Genomic DNA, 15,915 nt, shown 5'->3' on the forward strand with positions numbered 1-15,915 from the left:
CTGTATAGAGCTCGGGGAGCAGTCATTATAGACCCTCCCCACACCTGTCCCCGGTCTAGCGCTTATTGAAGCGTTCCAGCGCCGTTTGCTGAATTTTTGTGGCGTCATCGATGCCCATGCTTTGGATTTTTTTGACATACTGGTCGAAATTCGTGATAGGCTCCACACCCATAATGAATTTCAACAGCATTTCATCCTTGTACGTGTTGATATCCGTCATGATAGAGGCGAACTTGCTGCTCTCGTCCTGCGTCGGGGTGACGATTGGCATCTTGCGCTCAGCGGTCGCTTTCGACCAGATAGACAGCGCGTCCTTCTGCTGCGGCAGCGCGAGATATTGCAATTGGAAATTATCGTTCAGGACGAACGGCGCACTCCACGTCGCACGGGTATACTTGGCGATGGCTTGCTGAGAGCTGATGCCGTTCGTCGGGTTCAGCAATTCCGGCTTTAATACGGCTTTGCCGTTTTGCATCGTGTAGCTCTGGCCATCAATACCGTAGTTGAACAGCAATTCGCCCTTTTCGCCGTATGCATAATCCAGCCATTTTACTGTTTCGATCGGATTCTTATCGCTTGTCGTAATAGCTGCGCCGATACCATTGAAGGCAAAATCCTTCTGCCCCCAAATCGCTTTCTCACCGGCCTTCAAGACCGGGTAAGGAGCGGCGGCAAGATTAAAGCTCGGGTCCTTATCCTTCATCAGACCGGCATACTTGCCGATGCCTCCGCCGTTAAAGGCCGCCGTTGCTCCGAGCAGGTTCGTTGTCATCTTGTTATCAAGCAGTTTGGCGTTCGGAGCCGCAAAATCTTTATCCAGCAGCCCTTCCTTATACCATTTGTTCATTGTAATGAGAAAATCCTTAAATTCCGGCTGGATAGGGCCGAACTTCACTTTGCCGTTATCCTGGTAGAAGCTGTTATTAATGCCCCATGCGCCGAGGAAAGGAGCATCGGTGTTAAACAAGTCTTTATCGAGGTAAATGGGGATTTCGTCGGCTTTCCCGTTGCCGTTCGGGTCCTTCTCCTTAAACGCTTTCAAAACGGTATACCATTCATCGATCGTCGTTGGCATCTTCATTCCGACCTTGTCGAGCCAGTCCTGGCGAATCGCAGGCCCGAAAAAGACTCTGACCTTATCGTCTCCGCGAAGGAACGGGAACGCATAGAGGCTGCCGTTATCCGTCGTGATCTGCTTCTTCCAATCCGGATGATCGGCAAGCAGCTTCTTCAGGTTCGGCGCATACTTATCGATCAGATCGTTCAGCTTGATAATCTTGTTATCCTGAATCGCCTTTTCGGGTCCGCCCGGATAATCATTCCATCCATATTCGATGACATCCGGCAGCTGATTCGAGGCAATCATCAGATTAAACTGCTCCTTCGCCTGAGCGGTATCGAGCGGCGGATGCTGGAACTCGACCTTTACTCCGGTTACTTTCTCCAGCTCCTTATACATCTCCATGTCGGCATACGTCTTCATCTGCGCCGCAGCTGCAGGATGGTTGGCTACCCAATAGGTCAAATGAGTCAGCTTCGCCGGCTGCGTATCTTTGCCGTCCTGTGGAGCTGCGGCAGGAGCCCCGTTTGATCCGCTGCATGCGGCGGCCGAAATGGCCATTGCAGAAATCGCCACGGCAGCGCTTGCCCGTTTTATTTGTTTGTTCATTCTCTTGCCTCCCTTGGATTCGTTCGTGGTTCATTCGGGCGGAAACCAATACTCGCCGTTTCAGCTTCCGGTTCCCAGTGTAAGTTCGGAAGCCCGGGTTTGCCTACTTTCTCCTTTTCACCTGCGTTGTATTTTCGTAAGAAAAGCAAGGTATGTGAAAACAAATCAGTCCTGCATGAAAAATCGTCAGTGTACTTAGACCTGCTGCTTCGGGATGAAAAAAGACAGTCTCCCTGAGACTGCCCCTATGGTTCTGTGCCGGTCATGTCCGTCGCAATGGTTTCCCGGTATTTCCCGGGCGTAACCCCTTCCAGCTTCTTGAACGCGCGGATATAGACGACATCGTTATTATAACCAACCATCTGCGCGATTTGCGCGATCGTCAGGTCCTTCTGTTCCATCAGCCTCTTCGAGGCCTTGATTCTTTTGTTCGTAATGTAGTCGAGCAGATTTTGACCCTGATTTTTCTTGAAGAACGTCGACATGTATTGAGGCGTCATTCGAAAATGGTCCGCAACCATCGCAAGTCCAAGGCTCGGGTCTTTGAGATGTCGATCGACGAAGTCGACCATATCCTGCAGCAGCTGCGTACGGTGATCGGATCGATCGACGTTGAACGAGCGGGTAAGCGTTTCGTACAGCTCCTTCGTTTCCAGCTGCATCCCTTCCGCTGTCGAATGGCTGAACACCGCTTTGATCGGGTCGAAATCAGTACCAAGCACCTCCAGCTGATTCGTATTCGTCGAGTTCACTATTTTCAGCAGCGTGCTTATGACGTTGAAAAACAAGCATTTCCCCAGCTCCGGCGTGAAGCGGCTTGATTCGAAGTTCATCGAGTAAATTTTATCGAGCAGCTTCCCGACATTATCGGTATCGCCGCTGCGCACAAAGTTGGTCAGCTGGATTTCAATTTCAAGCGGATAATAATACTGCTGTTTTGTTCCAGCAATATCCTGGAAGTGGATAATCGCATTCTTGCCCAAGATCAGCCGGTAATCCAGGGCTGCAAGCGCTTCCGGAAAAGAATCCCGAATCGCCTTGGGTCCTTGATGAATCCCTCCTGCGGCAGCGGTAATCCCGATTCGGAACCTTTGCGCAAGCAGCTCGTAGAGGGCCTGGACGATATCGCGAATATCGGTGTCCGCCTTTTCCCCCCGCTCTGTCTCCAGATTGACGAGAAGGGCGATCCGGTCCCGGTCAAGCTCGACGGGAAATCCTTTGTGAGGAGAATCTATCAGATCAACGGCGATATTGGATACGATAAACCTCGCCAGCGCCCATTGCTGTTCATCCTCTTCCGAAGACAGAGGAATGTCCTCTATCTGAACCAGCACGACAGCGAACCGGTCGCTGATAAACTTCAGATCCATAAACTGCAGCGAGTCTTCATTCCCCGCAGACACGTCCACATCCATATAACCGTGCATTAGCCGGGATAAGTAATTCGCACGGATAACCGGCGTTTGCTTCGTCAGCGTGTTTCGCAAATGCTTTTCTTCGTGAATCGACCCTTCGATAGCCTGGCGAATAAACTCATACTCGTCGGAGGAAGGCCGCCCGCTTAAATGCTTGCCGCTTATGATCGCATTCACTGTTTTTTGCAGCGGCTTATAGCTTCGGTACACCCCCGAGAAAACGGCAAGCAGACCTGCAGCCAGACAAAAGACGAACAGACCAAGAGACCATTGCTGAATTTGGTTAACCTGCTGCATAAACACATCGGCTGGCGTCACCGACACATAGCGGAAATCCGCTTTCTGTGAAGAGACGAACGATACCATCTGATCTACACCCCCGATCCGGTAGGTGAAGGGAGCGTCCGCATGCTCCATTCGCTTCAACAGCTCGGCCGGCAGCGGCGTCGCGCTAGTGCTCATAATCGTCCGGCCGTCGTTGTCGATAATATAGATGATGCTGTTACTGGCCGATTCGAGCTGCGCGAACATCTTCTTGATCTGATCGACATCGATCAGAATTACGAAATTCCCGAGATTATCGGACGGCGAGCTGACAGGAAGCGTTTTCACATATACGATGACGTCTTTAGGGATATTATCGATACTAGCCAGCGGGTTCAGTCCGCGGGCCAGAGAGGTTACCGGCAAGTAGGACACCTTGTGCTGGCTGGACAGAAACTCATGCCGCCACTGCTCGTACGGCTGATCCTTAAACGTGTAGTTGGTAGAATAAAAGGTGTAGGAATCGGTGAGCAGGTCCGCCTTGACTATTTTATCGCTCCTCGCAAAATAGACGAAGGAATCAAAAATAAAGCTGCTTGTCATGCTGCGGTAGCGAGTCATTTTGTCACGCATAAACTCTACGAACTGGTACTCGTCCGCGATGCTCGCCTGGCCGGGAATTTTGAGCATATAATCCAGCTTAGGATCAAATACGACTTGGCGGGTCAGAATGTCCACCTCGGACCATTGATTATCCAGAAGAAGCCTGAGCTGCTCCAGCATCGCCTCGTTGGATCGATTGGTACTCTTTTCGAGACTTTGCTCGACCTTGGCGTATAGAAACAGCCCCATGGCCATCGGTATGAGAAGGATGAAAAGATTGGAGATGATGAGTGTCTTGAGCGCATTCCGGCGATTGCCGAACAAACGTAAATGAAGCCGTAGATTCAAAGCCGTTCACGTCCAATCCTGAAATTGTCCCGCTATTTGACTGACTGCGGCAGCGATAATAATACCTCCGTCAACTGCCGCTTAAACGCACTTGAATTACCATCATTTGTTCTAGCTTCTAAGTGATTGATCCTCTTCATTGGATTCATGCTCCATATGAAATAATCAAATTATACCAGCACTTTCTGGGGATAACAATCATGCAAATTCACGCTGTGTGCAAGCTATCCCGCTGTGCGGGAATCCATCCTGTAACCACCGCTCCCCCTTGCGGATGGTTGCCTGCCATCAACTCCCCGCCGTGAGCCCTGAAGATGCGCTTCGCTATCGTTAACCCGAGACCGGTCCCGCCGGATTCCCGGTTTCGTGACGACTCGCCTCGGTACAAGGGATCGAATATACGACCTAGATCGGCTTCCGGAATCCCGGGGCCCGAATCCCGGATGGTTATCGTGGCTCTATCCCGATCATAAGAGCATCCCACATAAATGACACCATGGTTTGGCGTATGCCTGACCGCATTATCCAGCAGGTTGTTGAAGGCCCGTTCCAGGAGATAAGCATCCCCAATAAAGCTTCCTTGTCCTGAGCCTGCAGGCGGATGGTCCAATTGAATGGAAATCCTTTTGGACTCAGATAAATGACGCAAGGTATCAACCGATTTCTGCAGAATATCGATGATCTCGATTGGTTCTTCCTGTTGTACGGTTTCCATGTACTCCGTTTTGGCAAAGGCGAGAAGATCGGAGACCAGGCGATCCAGCTGATTGGATTTCTCCTTGCATACCTTCACATAATGGTTCATTTGCTCCGGGCTCGAGGCGATGTTCAGCTCCAATCCGTCCAAATACCCTTTGAGGGCGAACAGCGGTGTTCGCAAGTCATGTGCAATAGCGCCGATGAAAAACCGCCTTTCCTCCTCAAGAGCTGTTTGCCGTTGAACGGATTCACGCAGCCCGGCCACCATGATGTCAAAGCCTTGGCGGACTTCAGTAATCTCACGAACTCCCGAAGGCGGCAGCGTGATATCCAAATCTCCCTCCGCAATTTGCCTTGCCGCCCTTCCCATCGATTCCAACGGTTTAATAATCCAGCGGCGAAATCCGTAGCCGAACACTAAAGCCGCAAGCAGCAAGCCGACAGACGACGCCATCCAAATCCCGACCCGGCTTGGTCCCCTATCCGCCGCACCGATTTGTATCGACCTGGTTTCGGCGAAATAAACGATAACGTAAGTAAGCCAGGCAAGGGTTAAGATGATAAACAACGAAAAGAACAACACCGTACGAACCTTGAACGCCTTCATAGCGGATTCCCCTCAAACCGGTAGCCGATTCCCCACACATTCGTGACATACTGCGGTTGGTTGGGCTCAGCCTCAATTTTTTCACGTAATCTTGCCATAAGCACCCGGACGGTATGTTTATCCCCTATCCCGTCCCAAAACCGGTCCAATAGCTGTTCGTATGTAAACACTTGTCTAGGATGCTCGGCAAACAAACGGAATACTTCATATTCTTTGGGGGTGAGAGATACCTTGTCTCCGCTCACGTAAACCTCCCGGGTAGTCAAATTCAGCTGAAGCTTGCCGTAATTAATAATCTTCTCGGCGGCGGCCTGCCCGGAATTGCCCGCCCGGCGCAAAACCGCCTTGACCCGCGCAATCACTTCGACGGGAGAGGCCGTCTTCACAATGTAGTCGTCGCCGCCGATACCGAGCCCCCGGATCTTATGGATATCGTCGTCACGTGCGCTTAGAAACAGGATCGGTACATTGCTGGTTTCGCGGATTTTCCTGCATAGTTCGAAGCCATCCTGCCCAGGCATCATGACGTCCACGATCAGGCAATCTGCCGGATGCCGATGGAATAAGGCCAGCGCGGTATCCGCATCCTTTGCTGTCTTAACATGAAACCCGTCGTTTATCAAAAAGTCCCTCATAAGCTCCACGATACGGATATCATCGTCAACGACCATAATGGTTTTCTGCTGATTCATGGAAATCACAACCTTTTCGGTTTTCGGCATAATGCAGCCTTTTCACATTGACAGTATATCACTTTCCCCTGCGGCAGCCCATGTGATGATTCATTCGAGACCGGTTTGTGATGGTTTTGTGATGGTTTTAGCCCGTGTCTTGCAACAGGTTTGGGTTATGCTTACAGACATCAGCAAATCCAGCATACAAAGGGGACGATTCATGTGACACATGGGAAGATGACTTGTCATAGCCGCTTGCCGCAGAGGGGACTGAAGTTGAATGAATAGCAAAAGCATTTATCGAGTTATGATCGCGATGGCCGTCGCATCGATCCTCTGGGCCATCTTGAATCGATTTGTATGGGATCCTGGTGCGGCGGAATTCCTTTCACACAAGAGCGTTCTCAAGCGCACCGTTCCTATGCCGGCGTGGCTCACAGTATTGGATGTCCACATCCTGTTCGCTTCCGCTGCTTTATTGGCAGGCGCCCTTAATTTCTCCAATCAGCTGCTTCGGCATTACCGAAAGGTACATCGATGGACGGGGTACATGTATTTGTTCAGCGTGCTTGCCGTCTTGCTGACCTCCGGCTATATGGCACCTTATTCTACAGGCGGGAAAACCGTCAGTGTCATGTTCAATCTGTGGAACATAGCTTGGTTTGCCGTCACTCTGATGGCTTTTGTCTCCATTAAACGAAAAAGGATAGCCGAGCATCGCAATTGGATGATACGAAGCTACGCCTTTTGCTTTACGAACCTCTCCATCCACCTGTGCCTGATCGTATTTTCCGATTGGCTTGGTTGGGGCTACGAGAAAGCCTATACGTGCAGTGTCTTGGCGAGCATCCTGCTTTTGCTGGCAGCAGCAGAAGCTGTGATTAGAATCAACGGGAAGAATTCCATTACAATCACCAAGGGAGAGAATACGAATGCCGAATATCCAAATCGTCTTGTTTGACGGCTTTGATCTCATGGATGCCATCGGTCCATATGAAGTGTTCATGGCTGCAGGCATGCTTAGCGGGAGTCATTTGAATGTGAACTTCGTCAGCGCAGAAGGCGCCAGAATCGTCCCAAGCGGCATGAAAGGTCCCGGACTGCCGGCTAGTGGGTTCATTGATCCGAATTGCGGCGGTATCCTGTTGGTTCCAGGCGCCATGGGCAAGGTTGGACCGGAGGATGCGGGTCCGGATGCGGTTGTGACGCAGCTGCTTCAGGCCAAGGAGAGCGGGCTCATGCCGCTGCTTAGGCAAGCGATGAACAATGAGAGCATGACCGTCTCTACCGTATGCGGGGGAGCTATGCTGCTCGCTATGGATGGACTGTTAGAGGGGCGTTACGCTGTTACCCATGTTCTGGGGATGGAAGCGTTCGGTGCAATGGGGGCCAAGCCTGTACCTGCCCGGGTCGTCGTCGACGGGCGGCTCGTCACTGGCGGAGGGGTTACATCGGGCCTTGATGTGGCTTTGTATTTGGTGGAGCGCGAATGGGGCCCGCGTGTCGCTCACGCGGTAGAGAAGCTGTTCGAATACGAACGCAGAGGGACGGTTTGGACCGAAGCAGGGCTGGAGCCGATGAACTTCATGAAATCAAGCGATTCAGGAGAAGAAAAGTCGCCCTCCGTGAGGTTAAATACAGCGGAGAGCGTCTCCGATGATACCGTTACCGGAACATGGGATTTGACCATCTCCACCCCTGTCGGCAAATTTTCGATCGTCATGACACTCACCGAGGTTAATGGAGCAGTTCAAGGCACGTTTCAACAAGGGGATGAACTAACGGAGCTGACAGACCTGCGTATTCAGAACAGCCATATGACATGGTCCCTTAGCATAAAAAAACCGATGCGCCTTCATTTGAAATTTGACGTTACCGTAGAGGGGGACCAACTGTCCGGGCTGGCCAAAGCCGGCATGCTGCCCTCTTCGAAGGTTCAGGGGATTCGAAGGACATATTGAAAAAAAGCAGGAGCAGCTGCCTCGGGCACGCTGCTCTTTGTTTATACTTGATTGCTTATCATAATTGTGGTTCCATACCGTGTGGTTCATTCTAATGCATTACTCAGCTTTATATTCAATGCTTGTTCCATTTACCCTATTAAACTCTTCAACTAATTCTTGATAAGCTTTATCGTCCTTCATTCTCCACTTAAAGAGGCTTTTCACTTTTGAAAAGATCTCCGGCGTTATCCGATAAGGAATTGCTTGGCAGGTAAGTTTATCATCTACAAGATGCTCATAAAAGGATACGCCAGCCGCATTCCATAAATGTTTGGCTCGCTGACCGGAACACCACCCGGCATATTCATATATTTTCTTCAGCAGTTCTTCATCACCAAGCTGATGGGCTTCTTTTACCAATTGTAAAAGAGTCTGAAACACATCATAAATGGTTCGGTGTTGATTAGCCCCGAATGGAATATCGAATAACTCGGCAGCTTTTTTTCTCCATACGCTCAAAAGCTCACTCCTCAACTCACCAGCAAGAACCAGGCTAAATTAATTATTCTTAAACCATTCTGGCAAAGAAATCCCCTTTAAACAATAATCAAACCAGGCAACTAATCGAAGCATGTAATCCTTCTTATACTCATCGTTCCAGCCGCCGGAATGGAAAGCTTGGGGATAGTATACCAAATAGGATTCTACATCGTAAAATCTCAAGCCGTTAAACAGTAGTTTTGCATTTTGACCATATTTTCGTTCCGCACTTGTTTCCATAAGCAATAACGGTGTCTTTATGGAAGAGATATGCTCGATAGAGTCTAACTCTTTGTATACATCGGGTGTTGTCCACATGGCATTTGGATCCGCATTCCCCAATCGATTTTTATATCGTGGATGGGCATGAAAGGCCTGGCCGTTGCTGCGGTCATGATGCAGATTATCATAGACACCGATAATGCTGACTGCACCTTTAAAACAGTTAGTTTGGGATATCGTCCAAGCAGTTAGATTTGCACCAAAGCTGGTACCGTAAATACCCAGTTTGTCAGGATCGGCGATATTTTCTTGTATAAGGTATTTTACTGCCTCCATAACATCTTGGTAAGGAGTTCTCATCATCTGGTAGCTGCCAAGCTGATTTTTATACTCATCCCCGTATCCTTCACTGCCGCGGAAATTAGGCAATAAAACGGCATATCCGTTAGCCGCCAGAAAGTGGGCAGCACTTTGAGCGCGCGCGGAAAGAAGTTCTGTAAAGCTTGCCTCTACATAGAATTCCGGGCCTCCGTGCAAATAAATTAAAGCCGGGTATTTGTGTCCAGGCTGATAATCCCTCGGCAGAACAAGAATGCCTTCTATTTCCCAGCCTTCACTTGGATATTTGATAACCCTAACGTCAGGGAGGTTTAGAGGCAGATGGATCCCGTTAAAATTACTAATTTTCTGAATGGAACCCGCTTCCGCAATATGAAGCTCAGCAGGTTCTTTCGGAGCACTATAGGGAAACACGACACCTATTTGATTGTTTAAGCTTACCGGTCCCGACGGATGGTAATAACTGTAAACAACATGGTTCTGGGCAGTAATTGGGCAGATGGATAACTCATCGACATCCACTGAGTATAGTATGTTGGATACGCCCTGCTGCGAGGAAACATAAAGCTTTGATCCGTCATGCGACCAACAATGAAGTCTACTATTGCCAGGCAGACTTACTTTCTCTTTTGGAATCACCTTTCCATCAAGTAACGACGCGATTTCAACTTCATTCCCGGAAGATAGGTTGGCAAACAGGAGCCCACCGGAATTTAGTAATTTGACAAGATCCGCTCTTCCCGAATATACTTCACTGACCTCTTTACTCTCAATGTGAACTTGCTTTAGAACATTTCCGTGCTTAATGAGTATGACCTTATCATCAAACCAGCCAAGAAGCTTGTTTGCAGTGCCTTTTGAAGTAAATATCGGCTCCGTTTGGCCGGATTCTATATCTACTCTATATAGGGTCGATACTAGATCTTTTAATCTCTTTTGCAAAAGGATTATTTCATCGGACGGTTCAGAAATAACTTCAATCTTGTCATGATTATAACCCATTCGTCGTTGAACGACATTTTGACCATACCTGCTTCCATTCGGCAAAACCGAATACAATATATGTCTATGATCCGGCGACCAGCTCAACATAGTACCATGAAAAGGATCCGGGCCTTCGAAATTGGAACATGTTAATTGACGCTTGTTCTCCCCCTGTCTGTCCATCAGCCATATTTCTTTCTTACCAGACTTCTTAGAAAGATAGGCAATGGTTTTTCCGTCCGGAGAGTAACACGGGCTATGTGAATCCTGCTCTTCATGCCCTGTTAATTGATAAGCCTCGCCATGTAAATCCAGTTTCCATATGGATCGATTTCGCTCATCCAGTGCGTACTCTTCATGCGGCATATCGCTATTCCCAAAGACAACAAGCAGTTCCGTATCGCAGGGTGAAATAATAAGCTCGAGATATTGGTAATAGTGCATTGTAAGAAGCCCATCTATCCATGACAAGCCCTCGTTATTCACTAGAGCTACCTCCCTTTTATGCGTCCACTATCCGACACTCAGTAAGAAAAATGTTAAGGAAATTGCGGCTACCGTATAAGCGGTAAAAGTAATACGCGGCTGCTGATTCATGCCGGCAACCGAGCTACGTCTTATTGATTTATCGTTTCCCTTAGCATTACTTTTAGGTGCCATACGTGTTTAGCTCTATTTTCCGTCCATCCGGGTCGTAAAATGCTATTTCCCTGCCGCATCCGCCGCGATCGTTAATTCCATCCGAAGCTATCTCTACGCCGAGTTCTTTCATTCGCCTATAAATGTCTTCTATTTCTGAGTTTTTGACCCTAAAGAGGAGAACCGCGTGATTATACCCATCTTTGTTATTAAAGCTCAATGATAATTGATCTTCCGACTGAATAAAAAACAGCGTTAAGCCAGTTGCGGTATGAAGTACGACTAAATCCGTATTGGGTTGGAGGGGGGAATGCTTCGAGGCATTAGGGTCGAATCCGAAAACGTCAACGTACCATTTTGCAGTAAGGTATGGATTTTTTGCCGGAAGATACAGTGTCATTAAATCCATAATGAAAGGCTGGGTTCTTTTTTCAACGGTTTGTTCACTCACTTTGATTCTCCTCTCGGTTTTTGAATCGACTCATCTATCAATATTCGAGTGGCACCCAATATTTTCCTTTAATAAATCATGTTACGTTTTTTAATATCGGTATCATTGAGCTTCAGCCTTTATTTGGGCCTTCAAACAATCAAATGATGGACTAGGGATTTCTTACTAATCCCAATGGCAATACCTGCGTTCCCATTTACCATAATAGGATTCGCTTGGATTAGGTCAAACATAAAAGAAAAAAAGGGAGCTTTGCTTGAAGCAAGCCCCTCCTCTATGGTTTCAATTATAACTACATTCCGATAAGTCCTTGCCGTTCCGAGTTCGGAAGCTTGGCGACGACGAGCTGGTAAGATTCCCTAAGCATCGTTACAATGACATCATCAGGAACCGAGCCGTCCAGGATGACCGTATTCCAATGCTTCTTGTTCATGTGGTATCCGGGAATGACCGACCCGGGATAGCTTTCGCGCTGCAGCCAAGCTTCCTCTGGTGACGTCTTCAGGTTAACGCTCTCCTTGCCCTGTTGATTGCCAAGCAGAGCGAACATTTTGTTACGAACATACAGAACCGGCATGTGCGGATCGAAGGGATACCGCAGGCTTGTACCGTAGTAGCTGAGTCCTATCTCAATGATTTGTTCATGATTCATGGGCACGATGGAATATTACCAAAATCAACTTCCTAACGCACGCAGGGAACGTCTCTTTTTCACGGGCTCACCTGAATGCGGATGGATGGTGGACTCCAACTTTTTTTCATCGATCAAATACTTTCGCAAATGACGGATATCAGGGCTAATAATTTTTTTGTTTATTGTGGCTATTTGTAAGTTTTAGGTGTCTAATCCTATGTGAAAACAAAGGAGGTTCACATGTGTCTGGGCCCAATGACAATTTCGATCAAATCTATGAGGAATATAACAAAAAAATCGTAAGGTATCTCTCCCTGAAGGTTGATATCCAGACAGCCGAGGACGTCTCTCAGTTAACGTTTGTTAAGGCAATGGAAAATTGGCATACTTTTCGGGGAGATTCGTCAGTTTCGCCTATGATTAAGCAAGGGGAAATCCCCACATTTTTAGAGCTAGAAACCGATTCATGGGATTTTGAAAAAATGAAGGGATTCCAGTTCTCCTACCTTCTGTGTGAGTTTATCCTGCAAAAATACGGATTAGAAGTTCTTAATAAGATTATTAGAACGCCAGACGACTTCAAAGGTGTCTTCTCTTGCTCTTCCCTGGAACTTCATAACCAATGGAAAACAAATATAAAAACCCAGTTGAATCTTTAATTGTTCGATTCTAAATTTTCTTTCCGCTTTGTCCATGCAGTTTCACCTTATTGGCATTATTAGCTTTCGTCTAACTATTCGGGATGTTGAACACTCCTACCTTTAGATGCGAAGTGGCATCCGTTGTAGGCCAGCTGCCGTCATGTTGTATAAAAGTAGCGTACCCGTTTGAATTCCTGTAAAACGAAAAACGAGCGCCTCAGTACGATGGGGTTACGCACGAGGTCAAAAGCCTCAAAAAGCCCATCCAGGAGGTCGCTCTATCATGAAGTTTAAGGGACAGGAGAAGCAAAATCAACTCATAGAAAACATTTCCGTTCATCATCTGGTTGTTGGCGTAGATATCGCACAGGAAGTCCCGCGCCGTCAGTAAACCCGATCATGCACGGTACGCGGCGTTCGCGGTATAATGCAAAAAGCTCCTCCGCCTCTTCCATCGTGCGGGTAAACGGCTTTTCCGACAGGGTCGGATTTCCCGCTTCGATGCATTTTTTTAAGATTTTCGTACTTCCGATACCGTTTATGCTCAGTAAATTCCGAATGTGACCGTTGGCCATTCTCCCCAAGCCGATGATCCCGCTTTCCGAGGTTTATCGCTCACTGCTTCCCCTCCCTTGCTCCGCTTCCACATATTTCTCATTTAATCGTTCGACAAGATCGATCAATTCCATCGGCATATGGATCGTGTAATCAGGCCGCTCACTCTCATCGGCAGGCTGCTTGGGATATCTCGGCGTCCAATCCAGGAACACGCTCGTGAACCCCATTTGGTTGGCGCCCTTGATGTCACGGCTAAGGTTGTTCCCCACCATGACGATCCGTGACCGGTCCCTCTCCTGCAAATCAAGTGCCCCCATGGCAGCCTTGAACATTCTCGGGCTCGGTTTGGAGGCTTTAATCGTTTCCGAATAAATCATCGTCGTGAACTCATCATAAATCCCGTTCTGGATGAACATGTTCTTAAACGATTGGGCCAGCCCGTCCGCCACCAGGGCCAAGGTATATCCGCGTTCGGCAAGCGTTCTGACCATGAGATCCGCCCCCGGGATTACGTTCGCCCGGATCACGACGTCATGTTCGTCCCGGATTTCCGTGCCCTCATCAATGATCGTGTCTCCGCTGTCGAGAAATACAATGATTTTTTTAGGCTCCATGCTTCTAATCCACCTTCTCGTAAGTATTTACGCCTTTCAATGCAAGTTCTCCCGCATAATGACAGGACACGTAGTGCTGATCCGCAATCTCGCGTACGACCGGTTCGTCGGTGACGCATTTCTCCGTTTTGTAGGGACATCTCGGGTGAAAATGGCAGCCGCTCGGCGGTTTGGCAGGGTTCGGCACTTCTCCCTCCAAAATAATCCGTTCCTTGCGGATGTTCGGATCCGGTAAAGGAACAGCGGATAGTAAAGCTTCCGTATACGGATGCCCCGGGCTTGCAAAAATCGAATTGGCCGGTGCCAGCTCGACGATTTTTCCCAGATGCATCACGGCGACGCGGTCCGAAATATGCTCGACGACACTGAGGTCGTGGGAAATAAAGATGTAAGTAATTTTGTATTGCTCCTGCAAGTCCTTAAGCAGGTTAATGATTTGCGCTTGGATGGACACGTCGAGCGCCGATACCGCTTCATCGCAAACGACCAACCTAGGCCGGCTGGCGAGTGCCCGGGCAATGGCGATTCTCTGCCGCTGTCCTCCGGAGAACGCATGGGGATAACGTTCCAGATAGCTGACGTTTAAGCCTGTTTTTTCAGCAATTTCCGTAACCCGTTCCCTTACCTCCGCCTTGCTCAGTTTCCCGTCGGCCGTTAAGGGCTCGCTGATAATATTAAAAACGCTCATTCTCGGACTTAATGAGGAGTACGGATCCTGAAAAATCATCTGAATGTCCTTGCGGTAGTTATTATATTCCTCGCCCTTCAGCTTAAGGAAGTCGCGCTTCGTTCCTTGCTCGGGATAATAGATCACCTCGCCGGACGTCGCATCGATGCCGCGGACGATACATCGGCCCAGCGTCGTTTTGCCGCAGCCGGATTCACCGACGATGCTGAACGTCTCGCCTTCCCGAAGCTCAAAAGAAATATCCGACACGACGCGTACGGGGGCATGCTTGCGAAAGCCGAACAAGCTCTTTTTCCCTTCAAAATGCTTCGTAAGCCGATTAACCTGCAGTATCGTCTTGGGCATAGCGTACCTCCCCCCCCTGCTCGTTATATAGGAAACAACGGACGGTATGATCGGCATCGATTTGGGTTAACGGTACAGCCTTCTTGTCGCATAAACCGGGTATCCGGTCCTTGCACCGGTCATAAAATCCGCACATCTGCGGCATATTCAGGGCAAGCGGCACCGTGCCTTCAATCGACTCCAGTCGTTTATTTTTGCGTCCAAGCTTCGGCATGGAATGCAGCAGTCCTTTGGTATACGGATGCTTCGGATTATTGAAAATTTCCTTCACTGGGGCCTGCTCCACTATTTTGCCTAAATACATGACCGCCACCTCGTCACACATCTCTGCGATGATCCCGAGATCATGGGTAACGAGCAGTATCGCCATGCCGAACTCCTTCTGCAGCTCCTTCATTAATTCGAGCACTTGGGCTTGAATCGTAACGTCAAGGGCCGTCGTCGGTTCGTCGGCGATGAGCAGCTCCGGATTGCAGGACAGCGACATCGCAATCATCGCCCGCTGCCGCATACCACCTGAGAATTCATGAGGAAACTGCTCGAATCGCTTCTCCTCGTCGGATATGCCTACCTTGCGCAGCATCTCCAGGGCAATCTGCTTGGCCTCACGCTTATTCTTCGTGCGGTGCGTCAGAATGGCCTCCATAATCTGATTGCCGATGGTGTACATCGGAGAGAAGGCGGTCATCGGCTCCTGAAAAATCATAGAAATCCGCTTGCCGCGTATCGCTCGAATTTGCCTTCCCTTCGGATCCATCTGCAGCAGATCGACCGGCTTCGCCGAAGGGGCCGCACCCCCGTGGAACACAATGCTGCCGGAAGTTTCACACTCCTTCGGATTGATAGCAATAATCGCCCTGCTGGTCAAGCTTTTGCCGCAGCCCGACTCTCCGACCAAGCCTAACGTTTTTCCCTTCTTGATTTCAAAGTCCACACCGTCAACAGCAGCCAGTGTGCCGGCATCCATACGGATGTGAATCTTCAGATCTTGAACGGTGAGCAGAGGCGACCCGGGGTCCGTCTGATGTGCCGTCATAG

General features: G+C 49.0%; 14 protein-coding genes and 1 pseudogene. 3 read left to right on the forward strand and 12 right to left on the reverse strand.

The genetic code is table 11. From position 1 onward, the window contains the following. Positions 1 to 55: 55 nt before the first annotated feature. The 4 genes from B1728_RS23150 to B1728_RS23165 all read right to left on the reverse strand — a co-directional run bounded on the left by B1728_RS23150 (position 56) and on the right by B1728_RS23165 (position 6,297). Entirely contained in the window at positions 56 to 1,669 is a 1,614-nt protein-coding gene (locus B1728_RS23150) for a type 2 periplasmic-binding domain-containing protein (RefSeq protein ID WP_079912774.1), read from the reverse strand. A 245-nt stretch (positions 1,670 to 1,914) separates the two neighbouring features. After that, positions 1,915 to 4,299, reverse strand: a complete 2,385-nt coding sequence (locus B1728_RS23155) for a helix-turn-helix domain-containing protein (RefSeq protein ID WP_079912775.1) — start codon at positions 4,297 to 4,299, stop codon at positions 1,915 to 1,917. A 208-nt stretch (positions 4,300 to 4,507) separates the two neighbouring features. Then, entirely contained in the window at positions 4,508 to 5,605 is a 1,098-nt protein-coding gene (locus tag B1728_RS23160) for a sensor histidine kinase (protein ID WP_079912776.1), read from the reverse strand. Next, positions 5,602 to 6,297 carry a response regulator transcription factor gene (locus B1728_RS23165; protein WP_079912861.1) on the reverse strand — a complete coding sequence of 232 codons (696 nt, stop codon included), beginning with the start codon at positions 6,295 to 6,297 and terminating at the stop codon, positions 5,602 to 5,604. Before B1728_RS23165 ends, B1728_RS23160 begins: the two co-directional genes overlap by 4 nt. Positions 6,298 to 6,559: 262 nt before the next feature. Between B1728_RS23165 and B1728_RS23170 the strand changes: the two genes are divergently transcribed. Both B1728_RS23170 and B1728_RS23175 read left to right on the forward strand, forming a co-directional pair. Further along, positions 6,560 to 7,240, forward strand: coding sequence for a DUF2306 domain-containing protein (locus tag B1728_RS23170; RefSeq protein WP_079912777.1), 681 nt, complete (start codon positions 6,560 to 6,562; stop codon positions 7,238 to 7,240). Beyond that, positions 7,212 to 8,240, forward strand: a complete 1,029-nt coding sequence (locus B1728_RS23175; RefSeq protein WP_079912778.1) for a DJ-1/PfpI family protein — start codon at positions 7,212 to 7,214, stop codon at positions 8,238 to 8,240. Before B1728_RS23170 ends, B1728_RS23175 begins: the two co-directional genes overlap by 29 nt. Before the next feature lie 99 nt (positions 8,241 to 8,339). Here B1728_RS23175 and B1728_RS23180 read toward each other — a convergent pair whose 3' ends face one another. From B1728_RS23180 to B1728_RS23195, 4 genes are all read right to left on the reverse strand, one after another. Beyond that, a complete protein-coding gene (locus tag B1728_RS23180; RefSeq protein WP_079912779.1) occupies positions 8,340 to 8,741 on the reverse strand; it encodes a DUF7674 family protein in 402 nt (133 codons plus the stop codon). 39 nt (positions 8,742 to 8,780) lie between these two features. Beyond that, entirely contained in the window at positions 8,781 to 10,793 is a 2,013-nt protein-coding gene (locus B1728_RS23185; RefSeq protein ID WP_079912780.1) for a S9 family peptidase, read from the reverse strand. Between the two features lie 163 nt (positions 10,794 to 10,956). Continuing rightward, positions 10,957 to 11,397: a VOC family protein gene (locus B1728_RS23190; RefSeq protein WP_079912781.1), complete on the reverse strand. Its 441-nt coding sequence runs from the start codon at positions 11,395 to 11,397 to the stop codon at positions 10,957 to 10,959. A gap of 292 nt (positions 11,398 to 11,689) precedes the next feature. Continuing rightward, positions 11,690 to 12,049 (reverse strand): MmcQ/YjbR family DNA-binding protein, encoded by a 360-nt coding sequence (locus B1728_RS23195; protein ID WP_079912782.1) that lies wholly within the window; start codon positions 12,047 to 12,049, stop codon positions 11,690 to 11,692. Positions 12,050 to 12,273: 224 nt separating this feature from the next. Between B1728_RS23195 and B1728_RS23200 the strand changes: the two genes are divergently transcribed. Next, positions 12,274 to 12,690, forward strand: coding sequence for an RNA polymerase sigma factor (locus tag B1728_RS23200; RefSeq protein WP_079912783.1), 417 nt, complete (start codon positions 12,274 to 12,276; stop codon positions 12,688 to 12,690). A gap of 383 nt (positions 12,691 to 13,073) precedes the next feature. On the opposite strand, the pseudogene B1728_RS37365 reads toward B1728_RS23200, so the two are convergent. From B1728_RS37365 to B1728_RS23215, 4 genes and pseudogenes are all read right to left on the reverse strand, one after another. Further along, positions 13,074 to 13,247, reverse strand: a pseudogene (locus B1728_RS37365) (hypothetical protein); the annotation flags it as partial. A 33-nt stretch (positions 13,248 to 13,280) separates the two neighbouring features. Next, positions 13,281 to 13,844: an HAD family hydrolase gene (locus B1728_RS23205; protein WP_079912784.1), complete on the reverse strand. Its 564-nt coding sequence runs from the start codon at positions 13,842 to 13,844 to the stop codon at positions 13,281 to 13,283. A 4-nt stretch (positions 13,845 to 13,848) separates the two neighbouring features. Continuing rightward, complete coding sequence (locus tag B1728_RS23210; RefSeq protein WP_079912785.1) at positions 13,849 to 14,877, reverse strand: ABC transporter ATP-binding protein; 1,029 nt, start codon at positions 14,875 to 14,877, stop codon at positions 13,849 to 13,851. Beyond that, positions 14,852 to 15,913, reverse strand: coding sequence for an ABC transporter ATP-binding protein (locus B1728_RS23215; protein ID WP_079912786.1), 1,062 nt, complete (start codon positions 15,911 to 15,913; stop codon positions 14,852 to 14,854). Before B1728_RS23215 ends, B1728_RS23210 begins: the two co-directional genes overlap by 26 nt. Positions 15,914 to 15,915 lie beyond the last annotated feature (2 nt).

The sequence above is a fragment of the Paenibacillus sp. 32352 genome, assembly GCF_002042965.1.
Lineage (GTDB): Bacteria > Bacillota > Bacilli > Paenibacillales > NBRC-103111 > Paenibacillus_S > Paenibacillus_S vulneris.

Coding starts and splice junctions, on each gene's coding strand:
- B1728_RS23150 (WP_079912774.1), bottom strand. CDS start 1,669: ATGAACAAACAAATAAAACGGGCAAGCGCTGCCGTGGCGATTTCTGCA.
- B1728_RS23160 (WP_079912776.1), bottom strand. CDS start 5,605: ATGAAGGCGTTCAAGGTTCGTACGGTGTTGTTCTTTTCGTTGTTTATC.
- B1728_RS23165 (WP_079912861.1), bottom strand. CDS start 6,297: ATGAATCAGCAGAAAACCATTATGGTCGTTGACGATGATATCCGTATC.
- B1728_RS23170 (WP_079912777.1), top strand. CDS start 6,560: ATGAATAGCAAAAGCATTTATCGAGTTATGATCGCGATGGCCGTCGCA.
- B1728_RS23175 (WP_079912778.1), top strand. CDS start 7,212: ATGCCGAATATCCAAATCGTCTTGTTTGACGGCTTTGATCTCATGGAT.
- B1728_RS23195 (WP_079912782.1), bottom strand. CDS start 12,049: ATGAATCATGAACAAATCATTGAGATAGGACTCAGCTACTACGGTACA.
- B1728_RS23205 (WP_079912784.1), bottom strand. CDS start 13,844: ATGGAGCCTAAAAAAATCATTGTATTTCTCGACAGCGGAGACACGATC.
- B1728_RS23210 (WP_079912785.1), bottom strand. CDS start 14,877: ATGCCCAAGACGATACTGCAGGTTAATCGGCTTACGAAGCATTTTGAA.
- B1728_RS23215 (WP_079912786.1), bottom strand. CDS start 15,913: ATGACGGCACATCAGACGGACCCCGGGTCGCCTCTGCTCACCGTTCAA.